The following is a 20,667-nucleotide window of genomic DNA, read 5'->3' as shown; positions in this document are numbered from 1 at the left end:
ACACAGAGATGACGATGGAGAGGTAGCCAGCCGCTGCCCTTGCCGCCGACTTCCCACTCTTTACTCCTTACCCCTCACCTACAACTTACACCCCTTCGAAAGCGCCGCACTCTCCATCGCCGAAACCTTGCCCTTGGACACCGCAACCTCGCCTTCCTTGTCCCCACCGGCCACGCTGCCGATCGGCACTCCCACCAGGAACACACCAAACGCGTCGCCATTGGCCGCCGAGATCTGCTGCTTCGAGAGGCCGTCGAGCTTCACCTTTTCCTTGCTGTGTTCGCTAGCGATCTGCGGACAACTGAGATTGGTGTAGGCCTGCATCGGGATATCGGCCTGCACGATGGCGTCAGGTCTTTTCGCGCAGGACGTGAGCGCTGCGGCAAGTGCCGCGGCGAGAATGAGTTTTTTCATTGGACAACCCCAGTTGGCAGGCGATTCCTAGCATTGCCGCCCGCCTGGCGCGAGTAACGCGCAAGAACAACCACAGAAGAATTCTCAGGCGCGCCCGTTGGCCTGATATTGGCGAGGGCGATCTCCTCACCCAGTGATGGAGGGAGAGCGGCGGCTTTGAGCGGGCAAAATCATTGCACCTGTCACCCCTCGACAGGATGCCTATCGCAAGCCCCCATGAGCGCGCGTGACCGCGCCTCCACCTAACCCTTTTGGATGAATTGCGAATCGGCTGCGCCGCGACGAAAGTGCATGCGCGGCGGTAGTAGGATTACTAGGACCGAAACCGATGCGGGGGGCTCGCCGAGTATTGAGTGGGAGCCCTTCATTTGTTTCCAGGCCGTGCTTTGAACGGTGCGTATGGATGATCAATGCCGCTTCCGGCCGGAAGCGAACACACCTCATCATGAAGAGATAGCGAACGCCCCAAGCCGTTGGCCGCCTCAGCCGTGGGGCCTGTCAGCATCGCTGGTTATGGTCATGGTGATGTGGGATGCGGCCATCGAACAGGGCCGCCGTGCCGCGAGAAATCAGGACCGAAAGAGGCCGAAACCTCCTGATTTTGAGGCCAGTTACAAGGGCCGCCACTCAATACATATGCGAGCCCTTATACCTGCTCAGTCCGCCAAAAACGCGTTAGGCGCGTGAAATAATCATGGATGGGAGCAAGAGTCGCGTGAAAAGTGCGTGACACGCCGCTACGCCCCTATCCACCGGGGGGAAGGCGTCGCACGAGAACGCAAAGGAAGCCGCCGAGGGGCATCGGCGGCTAACAGGAGAAAGTTGAAAAGGGTGCGCCGGGTCAGGGTCAGACACCCTTTTCGCGCTGAATTTTTCAGGGTCAGCGGGAAAGTATGTAGCAGAGAGCGGATCGGCTTCAATCGGACCAAAGTCCGATGCCCGACCCTTTCCGGCAAGGCGCACTTTCGGGAAGCGCTATTCATCCCATCGATACCGTCTCCAGCCTGGCGGGCCCGAGCGGGCTCCTGCCGCCAGCGCCTTGTGCAACGCCTCAAAAAGCAGTTAGCTGCGCCAGTTGGGTACGCTCATTCCTGCACGGCCGGATAGTATCGAGACGATGCCCGTGCTGAAACGCGCCCGCATTTCGAGGGAAGTCTCGTGCGCTGGTCCAGACCCTTAAGACTGCATCTCGGCGTTCTGGTCGTCGCATCGCTGCTGTGCACGTCGATGCCGATCATCTGGCTGGCCTTCAGCCGCGGCAGCGATGCCGCGGTCAGCGCCGGCGTGCAGCAGATGCGCGAGATGAGCCTGCGGCTGATCGAAGGATACCGCAATACGCTGCAGGGCGGCATGGAGGCGGTGGCGCTGGCATCGACCCTGCCGCAGCTCGCCTCCCCGCCGCCTCGGGATATCGAGGCGAAACAGGAATTCCTTCTGGAAGTTCTGCGAAACATCCCCAATGCCACGAGCATCTATACCGGCTATCCCGATGGCTCCTACCTGCAGGTCATCAACGCGCAGAGGCAGGATGTTCGCCGCACACTTGCCGCACCTGACGGGACGGCTTTCGCGATCAGGACGATTGCCGGGCGGGAAACCGCCGATGTCATCTCGACGCTTCGCTTTCTCGACAGCGAGGCAAGAGAGATCAGCGGGCGGGACATCGACTATGCATCCTTCGATCCGCGCCAGCGCCCCTGGTATCAGGCCGTCATCCAGGATGGCGCGCCGGTTTCCGTCGGCCCCTATGTCGCCGGAACCCTGCAGGTGCCGACGCTGACGATCGCGGCACCCATGCGGGGCAACGGCCGGGTGGTCGTCGGCATCAACATCCATCTGCAGACCGTCAGCGCCCTCCTGAATGCGCAGGGAATTTCGCCGCGTGCGCGCGCCTACATCATCGATGCCGGCGATGATCTCGTCGCCCATTCCGACCCCGATATCATGAGCAGGATCATCGCAATATGGTCGAGAGCATCGGGTGCGTTCGATGCGACGGCCAACGGCTTCGACACCAGCGTCGAAACCGTGGCGAGGCTCAGGCGCGATCCGGCCTTTGCCAATGGCGGCCTGGCGCGGATCGAACTCGATGGCGAACGCCAGCTCGTGCAGATCGCCCCCGTCGGCGTCTCCGGTCTCTTCAAGGGAAGTGTGGCGGCCATCGTCGTGCCGATGGAGGACCTGGTGGCGGAGGCGAACCGTCTGCTCGTGCGCAATCTGCTGATTGCCGCCGCCTTCGTCATCGCGGGTGTCGCCGCATCCGTGCTGCTTTCGCGCATGGTCAGCCGCTCTCTCTATCGCCTCGCCGACGAGGCGCGCAGGATCGGCGATCTCGATGTCAGCGAGAAGGCCGTCTCGCATTCCTGGATATCGGAGATCAACACGCTGGCGAGCGCGCTGGCCGCCAGCCGCCACGCCATCAGCCAGTTTGCCCTCTATGTCCCGCGCGAAGTCGTCCGGCGCATCGTCAGTCCCGAGGGCCGAGCGGTCGTCAAGGCGACGCGGCAGGATGTGACCGCGCTCTTCACCGACATCAGGGACTTCACCACCATATCCGAGCGGAATTCACCCGAAGACGTGGTCGATACGCTATCGGCCTATTTCGAACTCCTGAACACCATCGCCGAGCGCAATGGCGGCACCGTCGTGCAATATCTCGGCGACTCCATCTTCGTCATGTGGAATGCACCCGTGCAGGATGACAGCCACGCCGAACACGGCTGCCGCTGCGCGCTCGCCATGAAAGCGGCGATCGACACCCTGAACGAGGAGAACCGCCGGAACGGCCGCCCAGAACTCTTCACCCGCTTCGGCCTCCACACCGGCCCCGCCGTCGTGGGCAGCTTCGGCGCCATTTCGCGCCAGCAGTACACGGCCATGGGCGATACGATCAATGTCGCGTCACGGCTGGAAGGGCTGAACAAGGACTTCGGCACGTCGATCCTGGTGAGTGCGGCTATTCATGACGCGGTGGGAGATCGCTTCGAGTTTCGGCCGCTGGGTCTGTCACAGGTCAAGGGGCGCGCCGAGAGGGTGGATTTGTGGGAGCTCGTCGGGGAGAGTGACGGCCAGGTTAGCCGGCGCAATGAAAGACAGAACCTAAAGTGACTTGGTAACCCTGACTGGCTTGCCCCGCCTGCGCATCGGGCCTTGGACGGAGGGAAGCATTAAGGTCCAGGTTTTCCACGGGAGACGCCACTGTTCTGCTTCGTGCACGATGGGAGGCCAGAACCCACACCGCCCGATCATCATTTGATGGGGGTCAATGGCCGCTATCGAGGCTCACACATTCAACAGCCTCAAACGAGCTTCTTCAGGACGGCCAGCGTGATCTCGCGGCAGCGACGTGACGTCAATCGGTCGCCCGACCCCGTTCTAAAGATAACGGCAGTCGCGTCCTCCGGCGCTTGTGGCAGATCGAAGACAATTCGTCCAATCCAAATCGCGTGGCCTGGCATCGCGCGATTGCAGACACCCGAGAAGCCGGAGTACCTGAAAGATCACGACACGTTTAGCCGACCACTCCGCATCGCGACAGAATATCGTCGACAACGGAGGCAAGCGGCAGGGTGGCGTCAATGGTCGTGGCATTCTCCGGATTGTCTTCTCTCGTTGCATGCAGTCGCAGAACAACGTCCCGTTCGGCCGGTTTCCCGCCGAACTCGTCTTCCGGTCTGCTGGCAAGCCGGTTCTTCAACGTCTCCAGGTCGACATCGAGAACGAAAACTCCGTCAAACAAGTCGATAAAGTGATGAGAATTCCTTGAGCCGCCGCAGAAGAAGGAGACCGGATGGCTTTTATCGGCCGCCAGCGACCGGACCCTGCCGACATCCCAAAGGTGGTGCTTGTGCGCGAAGGTCACGTCGAGAATGTTCTGCTCCAGCGCAGCACGATCTAGCGGTTCGCCCGTCTGCGGATCGCCTTTGTAAGCCAGCGCACGGTCGCCGTGGATAACGTCGTAGCCGCGCCGCTGCAATTCGGTGGCGACTGTGGTCTTGCCGGTCCCGGAAACGCCTTCGATCAGATAGTTCCTGACACCCATTTCGCTCTCGTTCGATCAACCGGACGCTCTCGGCAATCGCCAAATACCCTTGGCGCCGAGCACCCTCGGGTCAACTACCCCTAGCGCCTTATGCGCAGAATTGTAATGGATTTCCGACCCTTCAATTCTAACGGTTTGCCAAGATCGACCGTCCAGAAACTGCGTGGGAACTGGCGGCTTAATCCGTCCCGCAATCGAGCTGCCGGAAGCACGGGAAAACGGAAAGAAGATGCCGAGGGACGTGGGCGGCTTTTTAGAGGAAGAAGTTGAAAAGGGTGCTCGGGGCCAGGAAGAGACACCCTTTTCGTGCTGATTCTGGAGGCATCAGCGGAACAGAAATTAGCGGGCGGATCGTGGACTTCAATCGGACTAAAGTCCCAACCTCCCCGCCATTGTCGAACGATGTTTCAAGCCCGGCTTCTCACCGGTCGCCGGGTCGTCTGCACCTGCTCGCATTCAATGAGCTCGCCGCTGTCGCGGAGTTGCAGGATCCCGAGCTGGACGACTTTGATCAGATCCGCCATCCGCTCGCCGCGGCTATTCTGGTACTCGTCCAGGGTAGGCGTACTGAGCGTGACATCGGTCAGCCCGGAAATGCGGTTGTCTTTCACTGCTTTGGCGCCGAGAGCCCAAATCCGGGCAAACAGCACCCGGTCTGATTCCGTGTTTGACATGATAATCCACTAGCTGGTCCCCGACCGTGAAATCCGGCGGGAGAAAGGTGACGCCGCCGTTGCTGCAGATGTGCGGCGGACGTCGTTTTTGTCGAGGATGGGCCTACGCGGCTCAAGCCGCATACGGACCCGGTCAGTTGATGATCTGGATCACCTTTCGCGACGACGGTTCGACGATGACGCGCTCGTTGTTGACGATTGCATATGAATATTTCGAATTTTCCGGAACCGGTGTCACGACGACGGCTTGCGGAAGCGGCTGACCGACGACGACCTTCTCCTTGACCACGACGCGGGTCGACGGTGCAGGTGCCTCACGGACATAGGTGACGACCTTTTCCGGCGGCGGATCGATCACCGTGCCGACAATGGCACCAGCAACACCACCGACGGCAGCACCAACAGGGCCGCCGACGATCGCACCGGTGACTGCGCCGCCTGCAGCGCCGTTAACCGTCGAAGACTGCGCGAACGCAACGCCCGACATCAGGGCCGCGGCCGCGGCTGCACCTACGATAAGTTTGGAATGCATCTGATCCTCCTTTTGTTCAAGCGGCCTTTTTGACCGCTGCCCAACCAACGACAGGAATCCTTCGCTGTTCCCGCCATGCGACCTCAGTCCGGGGGTGACCCAGACTAAGGTCGGAGGTTGGGAGGGGCGCTCTGAGATGGCGATATCTGGGAGTTGGTTGGGGTGGCGGCTAGGCTAGCCGGCGGGACGAAAGCGAGACGCAATGAATCCGGTCCCGCAGGCTGAGGGAAGCGAAATCGATTTCGAAGCAATAGATACCGCCAGACTTCCACCGCCCATAGCGACAGCTGGACCGGCGGCTCCTCCAAAGTGGCACGAACGTCTCAAGCACTTTCAGGGAGCGTGCCCTGAGCGTTCGCCCTCATTGACTGAGCGATATCGCGATCAATCGCAAACAATGCCGTAATTGACGCGATATTCTTCCAAGGGCTCTTTCGGACCGGCCAGTAGCAATAGGCAAGCGGTATAATTTCCCCTCACCTTCCCACCCTCGATATAGAGCCAGTCGAAAATATCGGACTTCTCAAACTCGACGCGATCACCGGGCTTGATGTTGTGGATATATTCCGGCGTATCACCAAGAATAGCGGTAAAATGGTCGTCTGATCGCTGTATTTGATCGACCCACATGAATTCGACCTTCTGCGCCGTCTGATCATCCGTCGTCAGTGCCACACCCTCAGCCTTGTCTGCGCTCATCGCAGAGTTGACGGAAGCCGCTCCCTGACAACCCGCCGCATCATCATCCCCACCCCCACGCCGCCCAACCATCCTTGAGTGGGGTGTGCTTTCATTGAAAAAAAACATGGTAGTCACATAGCATCTGGGGCGTTCTTAAAGTATCGGGAGGGGATATGACGGTAAGGTTTTCGCTGTTTTTGATCGTGGGGCTATTCGCTACAAGCGCGTCCGCACAGTACGTGTGGCTCGACGAAATAAAGGCTGTCGACCCAGTGCTTCATGCGGTCCTTAAAGACCATGCGCCCGAAGCGGGAAGCATTGATCGATTGTTGCAGGCCGGGGACGAAGAGGCCGCGCAAAAAGAAATGGCCGAAGTCCTCTGGAAGTTTCGAAATATCGCATTCTCACAGACGAGTTCCGCAGCGGCGGTCGCGGTGGTGAAGAGTATAAACGAGGTGATCGACGCCCTCAGCGAGAGCTATCCGCAGGGTTGACTTGAAGCTGCTCATCAACATCTGTCCTTGAAAACGGAGTCAATTCTCGACGAGAAGCACGTCTATTCGCAGTACATGGAGTCCCAGCGCCTTGCCTATGAGGACGGTAAGAATCGTGAGCCAAAAGCCAGGATGGACATCGCCGAGATGTATGAAGTGGTGACGAACGATTTAGGACTAAGCGAAGCTGAGATTCACAGCTTGAATGACCTGGAAAGTATGCCGGCCCCACAGGTATGCTCGTTGCTGAAGAAGTTTCTCAATATTGAAGCCGTCCGAGAAGACCAGCGTGGCCAGTATGCGAGAGCCAATATCTCATCAAAGAGAAAGTGACGTTCGCGTCGTAGGTCATCTGCTTACCACCGGAGACCCATCACCCCATCGTTAAGTGATAGGCATCCAACGCCCGCCCCCGCCAGCGAAAACCACCCGAACTCACACGACATCAACGAGCACCCGCCCCTCACGACAGCGCAAATATCCTCACCTCCCGCGCGATCCCCTGAAGCTCCTCCATCCGCGACACCGAGGTGATGCCGCTGTCCCGCAATATTTCCGAAACCTGCTCGTTGCCGACAACGGCCTCCGTTGTCAGGATCACCTGCGGTTCGGCAAGTCCCTGGACGCGGGAGGCGATATTGACGGTCTGGCCGAAATAGTCCTGCCGGTCGTTCATGCTGACGGCAAGGCATGGTCCCTCATGGATGCCGATCTTGAGGAGGAGATCCTCGCTGCCGCGTTCGGCGTTCAGCCGCAGCATTGCTTCGCGCATCCGGAGCGCCGCCGACACCGCCCGGTCCGGGCTCGGGAAGGTCGCCATCACGGCATCGCCGATCGTCTTGACCACCGCCCCGGCCTCGGTGGCGACGATCTCGTGCAGGACCCGGAAATGCGTGCGCACCAGATCGAAAGCGGCGAGATCTCCGACGCGCTCGTAAAGAGCGGTCGAGCCCCTGAGATCGGTGAAGAGGAAGGTCAGGCTGGTGATCTTCAGGCGCTGGTCGACGTCGAGCGTGTCGGTCCGGTAGATGTCGCGGAAGCTCTGGTTCGTCAACAGCCGCTTGGCCGTCAGGAACGGTCGCCTGTGGCCGAGTATATCGTGCAGCTCGTCGCCGGCGATGCAGACATTCGGCAGCACGCGGCGATCGGTATGGTTTTCCAACGTCAGCCGCAGCAGGCCGGGGCGAAGCGTCAGCGTTTCGTTCGGTGCATGGCCCTGGCTGAGGACCATCGACAGGGTCTGGCGCTCCTCGGTCGGCTCGCCCTGCACATCGATGAACTGCGCCGAATGCGTCACCGCATCGAAGATGATGACGAATTGCGCCGGCAATTGCAGCGAGACGAAAGCCTTCTCGCCGGGATCCAGCTCGATCATTTCAAGCTGAATGCGCGAAAACCGCGCCTCGAGATCATCGGGCAGATCGACGCCGGAGCTGAAGAAGACCTGCCGGTAATATTCGAGCGAGGACAGCCGGTCGGGATCGTGGCCGGCAATCCTGCGCACGCGCGGGCTGACCGTGAAGGTGACCTCGACCATCTCGTCGAGCGTCGGCTCGTATCCGGCCGCACACAGCGCGCAATGATAGGCCTCCCGGTCGACTGCTTTGAGGCTGGCGCCGGTGTCGAGCACGCCGCCGCATCCCGGGCAGAGCACATTCCAGGTCATCTCGAAGGCGCCGATGCGGGCCGCATGCAGAAACGCCGCGATCACCTTCTCCTCGTCGAGATGATGCGCCTCGGCGAAGGCCAGCGCATTGATGCGGTTGAGTTCGCGATCCGAACCACGCCTGACCGCATTTTCGATGCACTCGACCGCCTGCGGGTCGGCCGCCTGTCGCAGGGCTGTAAAAAGCACGTCCACTTCGCTCATCAGACAGGTCTCCGTGCACGGAACGCCACGGATGATAACGCCGCCGGCAGGGCGGAATTATATCACGGAATCTCATGATAGAAATCGGAACGCCTGGATGCGGCGCGGCGCCGGATCGGTCGCTTCGGAGCGTGCTGAACTGATCCTTTGCCGATCGGGAGCGCGTGCCTGACCGGCAACAATTATGCCGATTTTTTTCAAGGTGGAGTTGATATCAGTCACTCGCCGTACAATTGATACGGCAATATCAGGGGGCACTTTATTGGCCGGCTTATTGGTTGCTGGGCACCCGATCCGGGAGGGATGATGCGGAAACTCAAGCTTCCACAGGCTGTAAGCCTTGCGATCTGGCTGATCCTCGTTCCGGCGCTCCTTTTCAGCCTCGGTCTATGGCAGGCAGAGCGCGCTGCCGAGACCCTGGCACAGTCGCAGGGGTCGTCGGAAGGGCTCAAGACGACACTCGCTCAGCGGCAGCAGCCACTCCCAACCTGATCACGCCGGACCCAAAAAGAGGATAACAAAATTGCAGCAGCGAAAGTTACTTAGGATCGCATCCACCCTGGCGGTCGTCGCATCCCTGTGGTACGCGCCGTCCCTGCAGGCGCAGGAGCCGGCGGGCGGTGTGACATGGTCCAAGGATCCGGCCAGCCATTGCGAATTCGTGTCTCCCGTGTCCCTGACGACAGGTCCAACATACTGGACCGGCGCGTGTGCTGATAACAAGGCGTCCGGACCTGGAATGCTGCGACGCCGCGACGGCGATCGCGCCGGGCCCGCTTTTTATGGGGACATGCAGGCCGGAATGCCCGTCATCGGCGTGATCGACGACGAAGGCTATCGTGTCGGCCAGTTCAAGAATGGCGATATCGGCGGCGATGCGGAACTGGAATCGCAGGTCAGGCTCGACGCTTTCCGCGCGGCCGCAAAGGCAGCCCGGGAAGTCGCCGCGCTATATGCCAAACAGGGGAATGCAGCCTCGTCCCGCCACTACGAAACCGTTGCGCAGCAACTGGACATGCAGATCGAATGATTGTCCGGCACATCGGTTCCGCGGATTGAGGCTGCTCGTCAGATCTCCTCGGTAAACGTCTCCACCGTGATCGCGAACACGCCGATCCGGTGCCACTCACTGCGGCTGGAAACAAAGGTTTCCTCCGAGCCCATGGAGATCTGAAAATCGCGGCCGATTGAATCGCGGAACTGGCGGGCGGGCGAATCCCATATGCAACAGGAGCGCTTGAGACGGTTCAAACCCACGGTCCTGGCGAGATAGGCTTCGGTGGCAGCCGCGTACCGGCCGGACAGGCGGTATGTCGCCTGAAGCGGTTTGCCCTGCCGATCCGGCGCATAGCTGCACCCGACATATGACACATGAGCGGGCTTCTTCTGCATCTGCGCCAGGAAATCGCCGCAATCCCGCGCCGTCACCTTGGCTTCCGGGATGCGGGCGGACGCCGCCATAAGCGGCGTCGCGACGGCGCTACCCAAAGAGCATATGGCAAAAAGACAAGCGGCGAGCTTCATATCCAACCTCGACTGCGCCGCCCGGACGCCCTTATAGATGGCATGGGCCTTTATAGCGGATAATCGATTTCGGGACAGATAAGCCGGTCAGGGTGCGTACCGGCTGAACACGAAGTCGCGGTTCTTGACGATCGAATGACAGGCAAAACAGGCCTCGGGCATTGCCGTGGCGGAGGGCTTGCCATTGTCGAATTCGACATATCCCCAGCCGCCGGTCGACGCATATTTTTTGGCGTCCTTGATCATGAACTGCACGCCGTTCTTGGGCGATCCGGCGACGAAGGATTGGGGAGCGCCAAAGGCTTGCCTGCTTTCTTCCAGCGGGTGATAATCCCAGGCCAGGCGCGCAATGATCGTACCGTCAGGGTAGGTAGCGGCCCCTGCCCGAAAGGCTTTCATCGCGACATCGTTGCCGAGGATGGCTCTGATATCGTTGAGCTTGCCCTCTTCATGTGCCACGGCGATAACAGGCCAGTCGCGGTAACCGCCAGGCATTTCAGCCAGGGCCGGCATGCGCGCGGCATCGGCCTCTCCGGCTGCGGTGGCATTGTAACCGATCAGACCGGTCACCAGACCAACCGCCAACGACACCACGATAATCTGCTTCATCGAAATACTCTCCTGCCATCAAGCGACGAAGCGATCCTGGCAGATATTCCGGCAGGCGAAATCATACTTTGATCTAGGAGATCACGGATGAGCGAATGCGCTTATCGTGTTGGCGATGAAAAGCTGTTGGCAGCCGGCAGGCCATCAAATGGGAATGGCCAATGCCGCAGCGACGGATATCCGCCAAGGGCCCCTTGCCGGCTATGGACGCGCTCGCTGTCATTGCCCCCTCTTCGCCATGTGTCTTCGTATTGCCCTCAGCCGAGTTCCTGGGCAAGTCCGATGAGAAGCCCTTCAGGCCCACGGATGTAGCAGAGCCGATACGCGTCCTCATACCGGACGACTTCGCCGACGAGCTCGGCGCCGCGCGCGCGCAGCCTTTCAAGCGTGTCGTCGATGTCATCAACGGTGAACATGACGCGGAGGTAGCCGAGCGCGTTGACCGGGGCATTCCGGTGATCCGCGATGACACGGGGCGCGAGGAAGCGGGAGAGTTCGAGCCGGATATTGCCATCAGGCGTGCGCATCATGGCAATCTCGACATGCTGATTGCCGAGCCCGGTGACACGCCCGGCCCATTCTCCTTCGATCGTCGCCCGCCCTTCGAGCGTGAGGCCGAGTTCGGCAAAGAAATCGATCGCCACGCCGAGATCTTCGACGACGATTCCTACATTGTCCATTCGCTTGAGCGCCATGTTTCCAATCTCCAGGATGTTGTTTCAATCAAGGAAATGACGGATGAAGCTCCCGAAAACCGACATTGCCCTGCGGTTTTTTTCAGACGGCGCTCAGCCGCCCAGAGCGACCGCGATTGCAACCAGAAACAATCCGAGGCAGGTCATCGTGATTCCTGCATAGAACGGCCGGCCACCTGAAAAACGTGCCCATGCATAGCCCGTCACAAACAGCAATACGATCAGAAACAGGTTGCTCGCTCTCAAGGCACGGTGGGCATCGTCGATCAGAAAGAAGGGGATGACGGCAGGAAGGGCGGTGGCCGAGACCAGCAGAAAGATGGCAATTGCCGCAGACAGATCGTCTTTCGTCAAGGGCACCTTCACCGGCTCGGCGCGACCTGTGAGCGCAAGCAGCGACCGGTAAAGCGCCTCCGCGTCGGCGGGTTTTGCGGAGAGAGACGTCCCTTCGACTGGAAATTCTTTCGCGAGTACTGCGAGTGCGGCGCCCTCGTCCCTGGCCGCCCTGACCTGCCGAAACAGGCGCAGACGTCTGCTCCTGAAAAATGTCGTACCGAGCGTGAACAATACGGCGTCGATAATTCCCCAGGCAACGTTGCATCCGATTGTCGCAACCACCAGGTCGCGCACGACAAGTCCTTCCTCGCGCAGGACAAGCCTTGAACCGATGGTCCAGGTCAGCGCCATGATCAGCCCGAAAAGCACCTCGCCGAGCGCATCGCCGGGATCGAGATTTTCGAAGATAGAAAAGATCCCCTTCGGTTTCATCGAACGGTTCCCGCACCATAGAGATCATCGTCTGCTGTTCCGGCAGCCCTCCGGTCGCATCGGATAGCGCTTCGGCACGGGCCAGGTCGCAACCGGAGAACTATGATCGAAGTGGCGGATCTCTTCATTGCTTTGAATCAAGACCCAGACAATGAGCGCTTGTCGCCGATCCGATTGGAAGGGGATAACAAAGAAAAGGCCGGGCCTGAAACAGATTCCAGACCCGGCCTTTCCCTGGCTTGGATGCTTATTGCTGGATATCGGGCTCGACGAGACGGGCGAGATTGCGCAGCGATTCCTGCCAGCCGAGATAGCAGGCCTCCGGCGGGATCAGATCGGGGATGCCGGCCTGCACCACATTGATTTCGGTCCCGACCGAGACCTTCGTCAGTGTCACCGTCACTTCCATTTCGCCGGGCAGATTGGCGTCGTCGAATCTGTCGGTGTAGCGAAGCTTCTGGCCGGAAACGAGTTCCACATACTCCCCGCCGAAGGAATGGCTGTGGCCGGTCGTGAAGTTGCGGAAAGACATCCTGTGTGTTCCGCCCACGATCGGTKCCAGATGGTGGACCGTGCAGGTAAAGCCGTTCGGCGGAAGCCACTTGGCCACGGCATCGGCTTCCAGGAAGGCGCGATAGACCTTGTCCGGGGTGGTCGCCAGGACGCGGTGAAGTTTGATTGTGCTCGGCATGATGATTCTCCCTTTGTATGAACTTTGGCAATGCCTCCAGGACGAACTGCGTCTCGCCGATCCGACACTGCGATTAATTTTTTTGCTCCCGCCCTATCGGCGATCATAGACCAACCTTTCGAAAATCACGACGATGACCAAGGTCGTGAACGACCGGGAGCGCCTTCCCGCCACTCCTCACCCTCCAACCTCCCGCTACGTCATTGCCCTGTCTCCAACCCGTCCTATCTCTTGCGCGGGACGGTCAGCGAGAGAGGATGCGACGACCAGCTGCTGATCGGCTCGAATGGCGGGCCGACGGCCTATAGCTTCGTCAGAGGCGATTATATCTCCATTCCCTTCGTCTTTGCCGGAGACTGGCTGAATGAAGTCCGCGTTCTCGGCCGCTCTTTCGAGGCGTTCATCGAGGCGATCGAGCACGGCGACGGCTGGTAATGGCCGGTTGCCTGCCGGTCCGGCTTGCGGCTAATCTTGCCTGATGGCGCGAAAGAGAAACCAAGACGTCATCTCCTGGTATCAGGCACCGCCGCCCGATATCTGCCCGCTCTGCGGCCGCATCGTGCCGACCGAGCAGCGGGACGAGCATCATCTCGTGCCCAAGAGCCGCGGCGGACGCGAAACGCAGATCCTGCACCGCATYTGCCACCGCCAGATCCATGCGCAGTTCAGCGAGGYGGAGCTGGAACAGTCCTATCCGACCGTCGAGGCCCTCCTCGCCCATCCCACCATCCAGACCTTCGTCGCCTGGGTGAGGAAGAAGCCGCCGGGCTTTTATGACGGCACGCGGCGCAGCAACCGTCGGCGGGAGTGAGGGAAATGGTATTGCCACTGATCATCGACCGCGCGGAAAGCCCTACTGTGTGATTTCCCGGGATTATGTGGCCGATGCCTGCCGCACGGCGGCTATCGGCCCATTACGGCCGTTGTTCCCCAGGACTAGCGCTGTGCCAGAAGAGGGCGCAATGCGTCGAGCAGTGCATTCGGGGAGACGGGCGGGCCGTCAGTCTCCCATGCGTTTTGAAACTCGGCGATTTCGATGCCTACAAATTCATGTTCTGCAATGACTTCGCAGCAGGACTGAAGATCATCGAGCGACAGGCCGCCTTCACATCTGTAGTCAGTTGGCACGATGCCCGGTTCCAACACGTCGCAATCAAGATGGACGTAGACGGGACGACCGGCGATTGCTTTCCTAAGCTCATTCGCCAGGTCGTCTTCGGGCTTGATGTGCGGAATGCGGTGTTGCGTGATTAAGTTCAGCTCATAAGGATCGAGGTCACGCTGGCCCACCAAAACGATCTGATCCAAACGCAAACCGGCTCCCAGACCTGAATCCCAGAGGCCGACGGGTCCTGCAAGTGMAAGGCCACCGAGATAGCCTGAAATACTGGCTTCCGGTGGGTTCAGATCGCCGTGGGAATCGAACCAAATTATGCAAGCGGAAGGATAATGCCTTGCCACTGCTGGAAGTGTTGCGAGCGAGACCGCACATCGACTCGTGGCGGCGATGGAAATACCGCCGCGGGCAAAGACATCGTCCAATCGCAATTGCATTTCCTTGAGCGTAGGCAGGGCTGCGTCCAGCTCTTCGCGCCAACCCATGTTCGACGCAGGCTCCGGTCTTCCGATGACATCAGGGGAAACGCCGCAGCGACGCGCCAGCTCTTCGCCTATCGCCCACGCGCCGGGTATTGCCAGATCATTGTGATCGCCTGCCCGCCCTTGAAACACAGTATATTCAGTCAGTTTTGCCAAAGCCAACACCTCCGAACATATCTCGTGGTCTTCTAGCTGGTTCTCTGGCGCAAAGCGAGGAGGCCTTCTTTTGGCGCAAAGCAGCCTTTGTGGGTTGGTGGAATTTGCTACCGGGTTTCGCGATTTCTTCGGCATCCGATCGAACGCAACCGGAGGCGCGCGATTTGCCGGCCCTGACGACCATGTCCACCGAATTCGTCATCGAGACGACCTTCCTGCCGCAGATCAAGTTCGGACTGACCACACATGCCGATGTCGTCCAGCGAGGCATCGACAGTTCAGCAAGCCCTATCGCTTCAAATGGATCCATTGCGGTCGTATTGGGTCACGCAGGGCAACTCAGGAAAATACGGTAAGACAGACGGCCGTCCAGATTAACGCCGTCCCCAATGCCATCGCTCGCCTGGCGACGGCGACTTTGTCTGCCTCGTCCTCGGCGACAGGTGTGGTCACAATCCAGGGCACGCAACCAAGTGCCGCAAACCCGATGATAGCGACAATCATCACAAGATAATCGATTGGATTCCAGCGCCCCTGATCATACACCCCCCAGTAACTCAGAAAGGCCATTCCTACTGCAAACATGGTGGCGGACGCAGAGCAAAGCCCTGTAACGGACCCGGTCGGTGCGCGCATCTTGCTTTTTTCAGGTGTTTGCGAGTTCATGAGGCAATATCCACGACGTTGGCTGTCTCTCTGGAAATATGTCAGGAATCGAGCGCGGCGTGAAGCGCTGGTGACCCCCTGGGACACCAGCGAAATTCCCCGCCTCGGGCGGTGCAACACCGCCCGAGGCCACGTCTGCTAAAGCAGCCGAACCGACATGCCGCCGTCGACGATCATCGGGCTGCCGGTCATGAAGCTTGATTGGTCCGACAGCAGGAAGAGCGCTGCCTGCGCGATCTCCTTGGCGGCGGCCATCCGCTTCATCGGATGCAGGCCGGAGATATAGTCGAGGAATTCGGGGTTATTCTCGCCGCCGGCGGGTGTGATTGTACCGCCCGGCAGCAGGCTGTTGATCCTGATACCATCGGCCGCGTAATCGGCGGCGACTGATTGCACGAGGCCGATCAGGCCCGCCTTCGACGCCGCATAAGCCCCCATCCCCGGCAAGCCGCCATTGCTGTAGCCAACGAAGGACGAGGTGAACACGATCGAACCGCTGCGCTGCGCTTTCATCACGGGTAGCTGCGCCTTGAGTGCCCAGAAGGCGCTCGTCAGGTTGGTGGAAATCACGGCGTCCCAGTTTGTCGCACTCATCTCCGAAAACGCGCCCATTTCGCCGACGATGCCGGCATTGTTGAAAGCGCCGTCGAGCCTGCCGAAGGCATCGAGCGTCCGGTCGACCAGCGCCTGCGCGTAGGTCTCGTCGCGCACATCACCGACCAGTGACACGGCCATGCCGCCCATTTCGATGATCTCGGAAACGAGCTCCGCGAGGTTCTGCGCCCGCCGTGCGCCGAGCACGAGCTTTGCGCCCCTCCCCGCAAACAGCCGGGCAGCGGCCGCTCCGATGCCGCTGCTTGCGCCCGAGATGATGATGACCTTGTCGTTGAGTTCCATGTCCAAACCTCCTGTTTTGATGGTCATGGAGGGGTAGGAAATAAGGGAACCGGCAGCCACCCGATTCCGGATCGGCACCCGCCGGCCGGCGGCACCCGACGAACGGCCCGGCGGCGAAACCTGTTAACCATCTGTCGTTCTCTAGGACCATGGTCCGGCGGATACCGGACCTCGGTCCGATGCACGCTCCGCAATTCGCACCTAACATCGTCACCATCCTGATGGTCGCCTTCCCGGGTCGGCGATCCCATGAGTTTCTGTGAAACCTGCCCTGCGAAGGAGAGACGGATGCGTATCGCAACTTTTGCGTCCATAGCTGCACTTTCGATGATCATGGCTTCCAGCCCGCTGACGACCACCGGCTTCGATATCGCCGCCATGGCAAAGGGCGGTGGAAACGGTGGCGGCAACGGCGGCGGTAATGGCGGAGGCAACGGCGGCGGTAGCGGCAGCAGCAATGGTGGCGGTAACGGCGGCGGACAAAGCGGCAGTCACGAAAATCGCGGCCACCAGAGCGGAAGTTCCCAGCCTGGCAGTTCCCAGACTGGCAAATCATCGCGCGACGGTTCGAAGTCAGGAAGCAGAGCGAAGGGCAAATCCGGCGAGGCGAAGGTGAAATCGCTGTCCGCGAAAAACGCCGCAGCCGATATCAGGCAAAGGAACCCGGCCTCGCAGCTTGCGGGCCTGAACTCCCTCAACCGCAGCTATAAGGCCTATATGCACACGTCCGATCCGCGGATGACCGCGATCGCCGCCTACGCCATGGCCTATGCCCGGTTTGAACTCGATAACGGTATCGAGCCCGCAATCGACGATCCGGTACTCGGCGACGCGGCATTGGAGGATGCGCTGGCCGCAGCAACGCGGAGCGGCGAGGTCAGCCCGGCAGCCTTCGATGAAGCCAAGACCATCCTCGGCGTCGGAGAGGCCGACGGCAAAATCGACCAGATCCGTGAATCCCTGTCCTACTCCGCCCCGACCTCGACAGGGAATTAACGGCCACTCGATCCGCCGGGCTGCATACCCGGCGGATCGATTGCACCTGTCGTGGGTTTCCCATGGGCAGGATAATCTCTTTCCCCTTGCAATTCCCGTTCGCCGCGCCGACGCGCGCCAGAGCGCCGTGCGTCCATTCGGGTGGTGCCACCGATATACGACTCGAATCTCTTTCGCCTTGCTTTGCGAAGGGCGGCTCCGGCGCAGATGCCGCTTCAGGAAATCTGCTTTGTAAGGAGCGGAACAGCTCTGTCCGCATCGACGACCAGCCAACCAAGCTTTTCGTAGAAGGCCACCGCATCCGGTGCGGCGTGAACTTCCAACCGCGTGATGCCTTTGTCGGCGGCGAGCCGTTCAAGCGCGTGCATCATGGCTCTGCCAATTCCCTGCCGCTGATACTGCGGAATGATTGCGACGAGGCGCACGGTTCCGGGGTCGGTACCCACGAGCCCGATATCCAGCCTGACAGTGCCAACGGGGACATCGTCGTAGATGAACAGCAGAGGAAGATGATTTTCCCGATGCTCGTCCGGGTGACCCTCATCATAGTCAGCCTGGCCACGCAGTTCGAAGAGAACGTGACGTCTGATCGCGTGATACACCTGCCACTGGTTTCTGTCCTGCACCTGCAGCAGCTGCATTTTCATCGCCCGCTTGCCTCCGCCATTTTGATCGCAACCTCATTTACGCATGGATTTGCCGTAGCGTACTTACCCCACCCTGTCCTGCAACAGACTCCTCTGGCCAACATCGGTCAGCGACCCATGAACCGATATTTTCTCGTCACGATCACCTGAGCCTTGCCCGTCCCGCAACACTACCGGCAACCTCTCCGAAGGAAACCTGGCCGCTGGCGCCCGCGATATTGTCCGCTTCAATTTCCGACGCGCGCCAGAGCGCCGTGCGTCTTGAAACTGTGCATTCAGGTTTTTCCGAAGATTTTCGGACCGATGCTGTTGACCCGCTTCCAGCGGCATCCCCAGTACCCTCTGGCAGGCATCAAGCCGAAACCGAAAAAACCCGCGAAAAACCTCTTGAGCCGGACCCAGCGTCATAGCTTAGAAGGGTTCCGAGACATCGCGGGAGGCTTGATGGACGCCAAGGGACGGGAAGAGAACTTGCTGACGGCGGCGCAATGCGCCGCGCGCATCGGCATGACGGTGCGTGCGCTGAGACTCTACGAGCAGACCGGCCTCATCCGGCCGCCGCGGACGGGAAAGAACTGGCGGCTCTATGGCGCCAGGGAAATTGCGCGGCTGAACGAGATCCTGGCGCTGAAGCGGCTGGGGCTCAGCCTGCAGGACATCGCCCGGCTGCTCGCCGGCCACGCGACCGATCTCGACCGCGTGCTCGCCATGCAGAACCTCGCCTTGCAGGACCATTTGACCCGCACGCAGCGCAGCCTCGCCATCGTCGACGCACTGCGGGCGAAGATGGCCGCAGGCGACATTCTGTCGATCGATGAACTGCTGAAGCTCGCAAAGGATACCAACATGACCGATACCTCAGCCGATGCCATCGCCTGGCGCCGCTATGAGCAGGCACGGCCGCGCACCGAACAGAAGATCGACCCGGCGCTCTACGCCGACTATGCCGGACACTACCATCTGGGTTCGTCGGCCTATGCGGTAAGCCTGCGCGACGGGCGGATCTTCACGCGGCTGACCGGCCAGCCGGAACTCGAGATCTTCGCCGAAGATATCGACCGCTTCTTCTACAGGGCGGTGCAGGCGCAGATCACCTTTACCCGCAATGAAAGCGGCACTGTCACCGGCCTCGTGCTGCACCAGAACGGCTATGAACAGGCAGCATCCCGTATCGATGAACGCGCCGCGACCGATCTGGAAGAGGCGATTGCCGCGCGCATCCGCGACAAGCAGCCGGTGGAAAACAGCAAGGCGCTGCTGGAGCAGGTCATCGAACAGCACCAGCGCGGCGAACCCGACTATGAGCGGATGAGCCCGCCGCTCGCCGCCCTCGCACGCGAACAAGCTGCAATGATCAAGGCCGATCTCGATCGCATGGGGTCGCTCAAGGACATATCCTTCAAGGGCGTCACCGCGGAAGGCTGGGATGTTTACGACGTGAGCTTCGACAACGGCCATCTGGAATGGAGTTTCGCGCTGGCTGCAGACGGAAAATTCGGCGGCATCTTCATTCGACCGATGATGTGACGGGTGCCGCTCTCGCCTGAAAACCCCTTCCCACAACGGCGAGGGACTAACCTCGGGCAACGCCTCAACTCCTCCCCCAAGCGTCGAAGATACGGAATGCGGGCGCGTCAAATCAAGTTCCTCCCCCTTGTGGGGAGGCGTTTGGGGCGGGGTCTTTATTTGCGAACGACAGTCGACATACGCTTCCGACTGCGGCCTCACGCCTGCTCCTCGATTTGCACCTGCTCTGCATCCGCCACCGCTCCGATGCAGGCACGACGGAGGCAGCCATTGATGAAGGCCCTGACCCGTCCCACCATTTCGTGCTGAGCAGGCCGGTGACGAGCGAGCCCGTGACATTGGCGCCCTGGCAAGGGCGAGAGACGGGATGACCTCGTCAAAAAACACCCATAAAAAAAGCGCCCAATCACCTCGTATGATTGAGCGCCTTCGACTGGACGGGTTCTCACCCGCCAAGCTGTTATTTGCCGCGTGGCGGCCTGCGAGCCTTGTCGCTCTTGCCGCTGGCGGAAGATGTCTTTGCGTCAAGCGCCTGACCGAAATTGGTGCCGCCCAAGTGTCCGCCGCCGCTGGTGTTTGCCACCTGGCGCATGGCACGTCTGAGAAGCATCGTAGCATCTGTTTTCGTCATTGTTTTTCTCCTGAACAAGCCGGCTTGAAAACAAAAAGGCCGGGACTGGCCCGACCTTTCCAGGGTTCGCATGTCCGCAGTGCCAGTACATCCGTGGTCAAAGCGGGGGTGCGAGCCGATTGTTATGCAGAAGCGAGGTTCTGCGCTGCGTTCTTGCCGCTCCGGGCGTCGCGCACCAGTTCGAACGTCACCGACTGGCCTTCGCGCAGGTCGGACATGCCGGACTGCTCGATAGCCGAAATGTGAACGAACACATCCGGCGAGCCGTCTGTCGGCGAGATGAAACCAAAGCCCTTGGCCGAGTTAAAGAACTTTACAATACCAGTATTCATAACGATTTCCTTTCAATCGCAAAAGAATTACCATCCCCGCGACGTGCAGGTGATAAATGGTCGAGCTTGAGAGGAAAGATTAGCCAATGCGCATCTTACGCAGAAACGAAGCTGACGAAGCAAATTCGATAGCCTGAACATAGGGAGTGTTTGTGTTCAGAACAAGGTATATTTTATTTTTATTAATTTTGTCGACTATTGTAGCAGCAGTAAAAAGGGCGC

26 protein-coding genes are annotated in these 20,667 nt (G+C 60.0%); 9 read left to right on the top strand and 17 right to left on the bottom strand.

The window, feature by feature from the left end; translation table 11 throughout:
- Positions 1–78: 78 nt before the first annotated feature.
- Positions 79–414, bottom strand: coding sequence for a hypothetical protein (locus AC1D35_RS23075; RefSeq protein WP_007823108.1), 336 nt, complete (start codon positions 412–414; stop codon positions 79–81).
- Positions 415–1,572: 1,158 nt separating this feature from the next.
- On the opposite strand from AC1D35_RS23075, the gene AC1D35_RS23070 reads away from it, so the two are divergent.
- A complete protein-coding gene (locus AC1D35_RS23070) occupies positions 1,573–3,522 on the top strand; it encodes an adenylate/guanylate cyclase domain-containing protein (RefSeq protein ID WP_113310902.1) in 1,950 nt (649 codons plus the stop codon).
- Between the two features lie 403 nt (positions 3,523–3,925).
- On the opposite strand, the gene AC1D35_RS23065 is transcribed toward AC1D35_RS23070, so the two are convergent.
- The 4 genes from AC1D35_RS23065 to AC1D35_RS23050 form a co-directional block, all read right to left on the bottom strand.
- On the bottom strand, positions 3,926–4,456 hold the full coding sequence (locus AC1D35_RS23065; RefSeq protein ID WP_113310903.1) for an AAA family ATPase: 531 nt from the start codon (positions 4,454–4,456) through the stop codon (positions 3,926–3,928).
- Between the two features lie 407 nt (positions 4,457–4,863).
- Positions 4,864–5,130, bottom strand: coding sequence for a hypothetical protein (locus AC1D35_RS23060; protein WP_113310904.1), 267 nt, complete (start codon positions 5,128–5,130; stop codon positions 4,864–4,866).
- A gap of 133 nt (positions 5,131–5,263) precedes the next feature.
- On the bottom strand, positions 5,264–5,662 hold the full coding sequence (locus AC1D35_RS23055; protein ID WP_113310905.1) for a DUF1236 domain-containing protein: 399 nt from the start codon (positions 5,660–5,662) through the stop codon (positions 5,264–5,266).
- A 384-nt stretch (positions 5,663–6,046) separates the two neighbouring features.
- Positions 6,047–6,469: a DUF2314 domain-containing protein gene (locus AC1D35_RS23050; RefSeq protein WP_477853167.1), complete on the bottom strand. Its 423-nt coding sequence runs from the start codon at positions 6,467–6,469 to the stop codon at positions 6,047–6,049.
- A 47-nt stretch (positions 6,470–6,516) separates the two neighbouring features.
- Between AC1D35_RS23050 and AC1D35_RS23045 the strand changes: the two genes are divergently transcribed.
- Both AC1D35_RS23045 and AC1D35_RS23040 read left to right on the top strand, forming a co-directional pair.
- A complete protein-coding gene (locus AC1D35_RS23045) occupies positions 6,517–6,837 on the top strand; it encodes a hypothetical protein (RefSeq protein ID WP_113310907.1) in 321 nt (106 codons plus the stop codon).
- 27 nt (positions 6,838–6,864) lie between these two features.
- Positions 6,865–7,170: a hypothetical protein gene (locus AC1D35_RS23040; RefSeq protein ID WP_113310908.1), complete on the top strand. Its 306-nt coding sequence runs from the start codon at positions 6,865–6,867 to the stop codon at positions 7,168–7,170.
- Between the two features lie 130 nt (positions 7,171–7,300).
- Here AC1D35_RS23040 and AC1D35_RS23035 read toward each other — a convergent pair whose 3' ends face one another.
- Positions 7,301–8,707 (bottom strand): adenylate/guanylate cyclase domain-containing protein, encoded by a 1,407-nt coding sequence (locus tag AC1D35_RS23035; RefSeq protein WP_113310909.1) that lies wholly within the window; start codon positions 8,705–8,707, stop codon positions 7,301–7,303.
- A 306-nt stretch (positions 8,708–9,013) separates the two neighbouring features.
- On the opposite strand from AC1D35_RS23035, the gene AC1D35_RS23030 reads away from it, so the two are divergent.
- Both AC1D35_RS23030 and AC1D35_RS23025 read left to right on the top strand, forming a co-directional pair.
- A complete protein-coding gene (locus AC1D35_RS23030) occupies positions 9,014–9,199 on the top strand; it encodes a hypothetical protein (protein WP_113310910.1) in 186 nt (61 codons plus the stop codon).
- Between the two features lie 31 nt (positions 9,200–9,230).
- Complete coding sequence (locus AC1D35_RS23025) at positions 9,231–9,737, top strand: hypothetical protein (protein ID WP_477940196.1); 507 nt, start codon at positions 9,231–9,233, stop codon at positions 9,735–9,737.
- A 38-nt stretch (positions 9,738–9,775) separates the two neighbouring features.
- On the opposite strand, the gene AC1D35_RS23020 is transcribed toward AC1D35_RS23025, so the two are convergent.
- The 5 genes from AC1D35_RS23020 to AC1D35_RS23000 all read right to left on the bottom strand — a co-directional run bounded on the left by AC1D35_RS23020 (position 9,776) and on the right by AC1D35_RS23000 (position 12,994).
- Positions 9,776–10,231, bottom strand: a complete 456-nt coding sequence (locus AC1D35_RS23020; protein ID WP_113310912.1) for a DUF4952 domain-containing protein — start codon at positions 10,229–10,231, stop codon at positions 9,776–9,778.
- Positions 10,232–10,318: 87 nt separating this feature from the next.
- Positions 10,319–10,840: a cytochrome P460 family protein gene (locus AC1D35_RS23015; RefSeq protein ID WP_113310913.1), complete on the bottom strand. Its 522-nt coding sequence runs from the start codon at positions 10,838–10,840 to the stop codon at positions 10,319–10,321.
- Positions 10,841–11,097: 257 nt separating this feature from the next.
- Complete coding sequence (locus tag AC1D35_RS23010) at positions 11,098–11,535, bottom strand: VOC family protein (protein WP_477940192.1); 438 nt, start codon at positions 11,533–11,535, stop codon at positions 11,098–11,100.
- Positions 11,536–11,628: 93 nt separating this feature from the next.
- Positions 11,629–12,303 (bottom strand): VIT1/CCC1 transporter family protein, encoded by a 675-nt coding sequence (locus AC1D35_RS23005; protein WP_113310915.1) that lies wholly within the window; start codon positions 12,301–12,303, stop codon positions 11,629–11,631.
- A 247-nt stretch (positions 12,304–12,550) separates the two neighbouring features.
- Entirely contained in the window at positions 12,551–12,994 is a 444-nt protein-coding gene (locus AC1D35_RS23000; protein ID WP_477940190.1) for an SRPBCC family protein, read from the bottom strand.
- A 231-nt stretch (positions 12,995–13,225) separates the two neighbouring features.
- On the opposite strand from AC1D35_RS23000, the gene AC1D35_RS22995 reads away from it, so the two are divergent.
- Positions 13,226–13,429: a hypothetical protein gene (locus tag AC1D35_RS22995; RefSeq protein WP_477853174.1), complete on the top strand. Its 204-nt coding sequence runs from the start codon at positions 13,226–13,228 to the stop codon at positions 13,427–13,429.
- 43 nt (positions 13,430–13,472) lie between these two features.
- Positions 13,473–13,805 carry an HNH endonuclease gene (locus tag AC1D35_RS22990; RefSeq protein WP_477940188.1) on the top strand — a complete coding sequence of 111 codons (333 nt, stop codon included), beginning with the start codon at positions 13,473–13,475 and terminating at the stop codon, positions 13,803–13,805.
- A gap of 125 nt (positions 13,806–13,930) precedes the next feature.
- On the opposite strand, the gene AC1D35_RS22985 is transcribed toward AC1D35_RS22990, so the two are convergent.
- The 3 genes from AC1D35_RS22985 to AC1D35_RS22975 form a co-directional block, all read right to left on the bottom strand.
- Positions 13,931–14,749 carry an arginase family protein gene (locus tag AC1D35_RS22985; RefSeq protein ID WP_477940187.1) on the bottom strand — a complete coding sequence of 273 codons (819 nt, stop codon included), beginning with the start codon at positions 14,747–14,749 and terminating at the stop codon, positions 13,931–13,933.
- 339 nt (positions 14,750–15,088) lie between these two features.
- Complete coding sequence (locus tag AC1D35_RS22980) at positions 15,089–15,415, bottom strand: hypothetical protein (RefSeq protein WP_113310920.1); 327 nt, start codon at positions 15,413–15,415, stop codon at positions 15,089–15,091.
- A gap of 138 nt (positions 15,416–15,553) precedes the next feature.
- Entirely contained in the window at positions 15,554–16,312 is a 759-nt protein-coding gene (locus AC1D35_RS22975) for an SDR family oxidoreductase (protein WP_113297022.1), read from the bottom strand.
- A gap of 288 nt (positions 16,313–16,600) precedes the next feature.
- Here AC1D35_RS22975 and AC1D35_RS22970 point away from each other — a divergent pair, with 288 nt between their 5' ends.
- A complete protein-coding gene (locus AC1D35_RS22970) occupies positions 16,601–17,308 on the top strand; it encodes a hypothetical protein (protein WP_162748590.1) in 708 nt (235 codons plus the stop codon).
- Positions 17,309–17,523: 215 nt separating this feature from the next.
- Here the strand turns inward: AC1D35_RS22970 and AC1D35_RS22965 are convergent, their stop codons facing one another.
- The gene (locus tag AC1D35_RS22965; protein ID WP_113310923.1) at positions 17,524–17,955 is read right to left on the bottom strand and encodes a GNAT family N-acetyltransferase; all 432 of its coding nucleotides are present in this window, start codon (positions 17,953–17,955) and stop codon (positions 17,524–17,526) included.
- Positions 17,956–18,399: 444 nt separating this feature from the next.
- Here AC1D35_RS22965 and AC1D35_RS22960 point away from each other — a divergent pair, with 444 nt between their 5' ends.
- Positions 18,400–19,482: a MerR family transcriptional regulator gene (locus AC1D35_RS22960; protein WP_113310925.1), complete on the top strand. Its 1,083-nt coding sequence runs from the start codon at positions 18,400–18,402 to the stop codon at positions 19,480–19,482.
- Positions 19,483–19,942: 460 nt separating this feature from the next.
- On the opposite strand, the gene AC1D35_RS22955 is transcribed toward AC1D35_RS22960, so the two are convergent.
- Complete coding sequence (locus tag AC1D35_RS22955; RefSeq protein ID WP_477834813.1) at positions 19,943–20,113, bottom strand: hypothetical protein; 171 nt, start codon at positions 20,111–20,113, stop codon at positions 19,943–19,945.
- 122 nt (positions 20,114–20,235) lie between these two features.
- Entirely contained in the window at positions 20,236–20,445 is a 210-nt protein-coding gene (locus AC1D35_RS22950; RefSeq protein WP_113297027.1) for a cold-shock protein, read from the bottom strand.
- Positions 20,446–20,667: the final 222 nt, after the last annotated feature.

This window comes from Rhizobium sp. P1_E6 (genome assembly GCF_056405875.1).
The sequence above is the reverse complement of the archived record's forward strand: the minus strand, read 5'-3'. Positions and strand labels throughout refer to the sequence as shown.

Coding starts and splice junctions, on each gene's coding strand:
- AC1D35_RS23075 (WP_007823108.1), bottom strand. CDS start 414: ATGAAAAAACTCATTCTCGCCGCGGCACTTGCCGCAGCGCTCACGTCC.
- AC1D35_RS23065 (WP_113310903.1), bottom strand. CDS start 4,456: ATGGGTGTCAGGAACTATCTGATCGAAGGCGTTTCCGGGACCGGCAAG.
- AC1D35_RS23060 (WP_113310904.1), bottom strand. CDS start 5,130: ATGTCAAACACGGAATCAGACCGGGTGCTGTTTGCCCGGATTTGGGCT.
- AC1D35_RS23055 (WP_113310905.1), bottom strand. CDS start 5,662: ATGCATTCCAAACTTATCGTAGGTGCAGCCGCGGCCGCGGCCCTGATG.
- AC1D35_RS23050 (WP_477853167.1), bottom strand. CDS start 6,469: ATGTTTTTTTTCAATGAAAGCACACCCCACTCAAGGATGGTTGGGCGG.
- AC1D35_RS23045 (WP_113310907.1), top strand. CDS start 6,517: ATGACGGTAAGGTTTTCGCTGTTTTTGATCGTGGGGCTATTCGCTACA.
- AC1D35_RS23035 (WP_113310909.1), bottom strand. CDS start 8,707: ATGAGCGAAGTGGACGTGCTTTTTACAGCCCTGCGACAGGCGGCCGAC.
- AC1D35_RS23030 (WP_113310910.1), top strand. CDS start 9,014: ATGCGGAAACTCAAGCTTCCACAGGCTGTAAGCCTTGCGATCTGGCTG.
- AC1D35_RS23020 (WP_113310912.1), bottom strand. CDS start 10,231: ATGAAGCTCGCCGCTTGTCTTTTTGCCATATGCTCTTTGGGTAGCGCC.
- AC1D35_RS23015 (WP_113310913.1), bottom strand. CDS start 10,840: ATGAAGCAGATTATCGTGGTGTCGTTGGCGGTTGGTCTGGTGACCGGT.
- AC1D35_RS23010 (WP_477940192.1), bottom strand. CDS start 11,535: ATGGCGCTCAAGCGAATGGACAATGTAGGAATCGTCGTCGAAGATCTC.
- AC1D35_RS23005 (WP_113310915.1), bottom strand. CDS start 12,303: ATGAAACCGAAGGGGATCTTTTCTATCTTCGAAAATCTCGATCCCGGC.
- AC1D35_RS22980 (WP_113310920.1), bottom strand. CDS start 15,415: ATGAACTCGCAAACACCTGAAAAAAGCAAGATGCGCGCACCGACCGGG.
- AC1D35_RS22975 (WP_113297022.1), bottom strand. CDS start 16,312: ATGGAACTCAACGACAAGGTCATCATCATCTCGGGCGCAAGCAGCGGC.
- AC1D35_RS22970 (WP_162748590.1), top strand. CDS start 16,601: ATGCGTATCGCAACTTTTGCGTCCATAGCTGCACTTTCGATGATCATG.
- AC1D35_RS22965 (WP_113310923.1), bottom strand. CDS start 17,955: ATGAAAATGCAGCTGCTGCAGGTGCAGGACAGAAACCAGTGGCAGGTG.
- AC1D35_RS22960 (WP_113310925.1), top strand. CDS start 18,400: ATGGACGCCAAGGGACGGGAAGAGAACTTGCTGACGGCGGCGCAATGC.
- AC1D35_RS22955 (WP_477834813.1), bottom strand. CDS start 20,113: ATGACGAAAACAGATGCTACGATGCTTCTCAGACGTGCCATGCGCCAG.
- AC1D35_RS22950 (WP_113297027.1), bottom strand. CDS start 20,445: ATGAATACTGGTATTGTAAAGTTCTTTAACTCGGCCAAGGGCTTTGGT.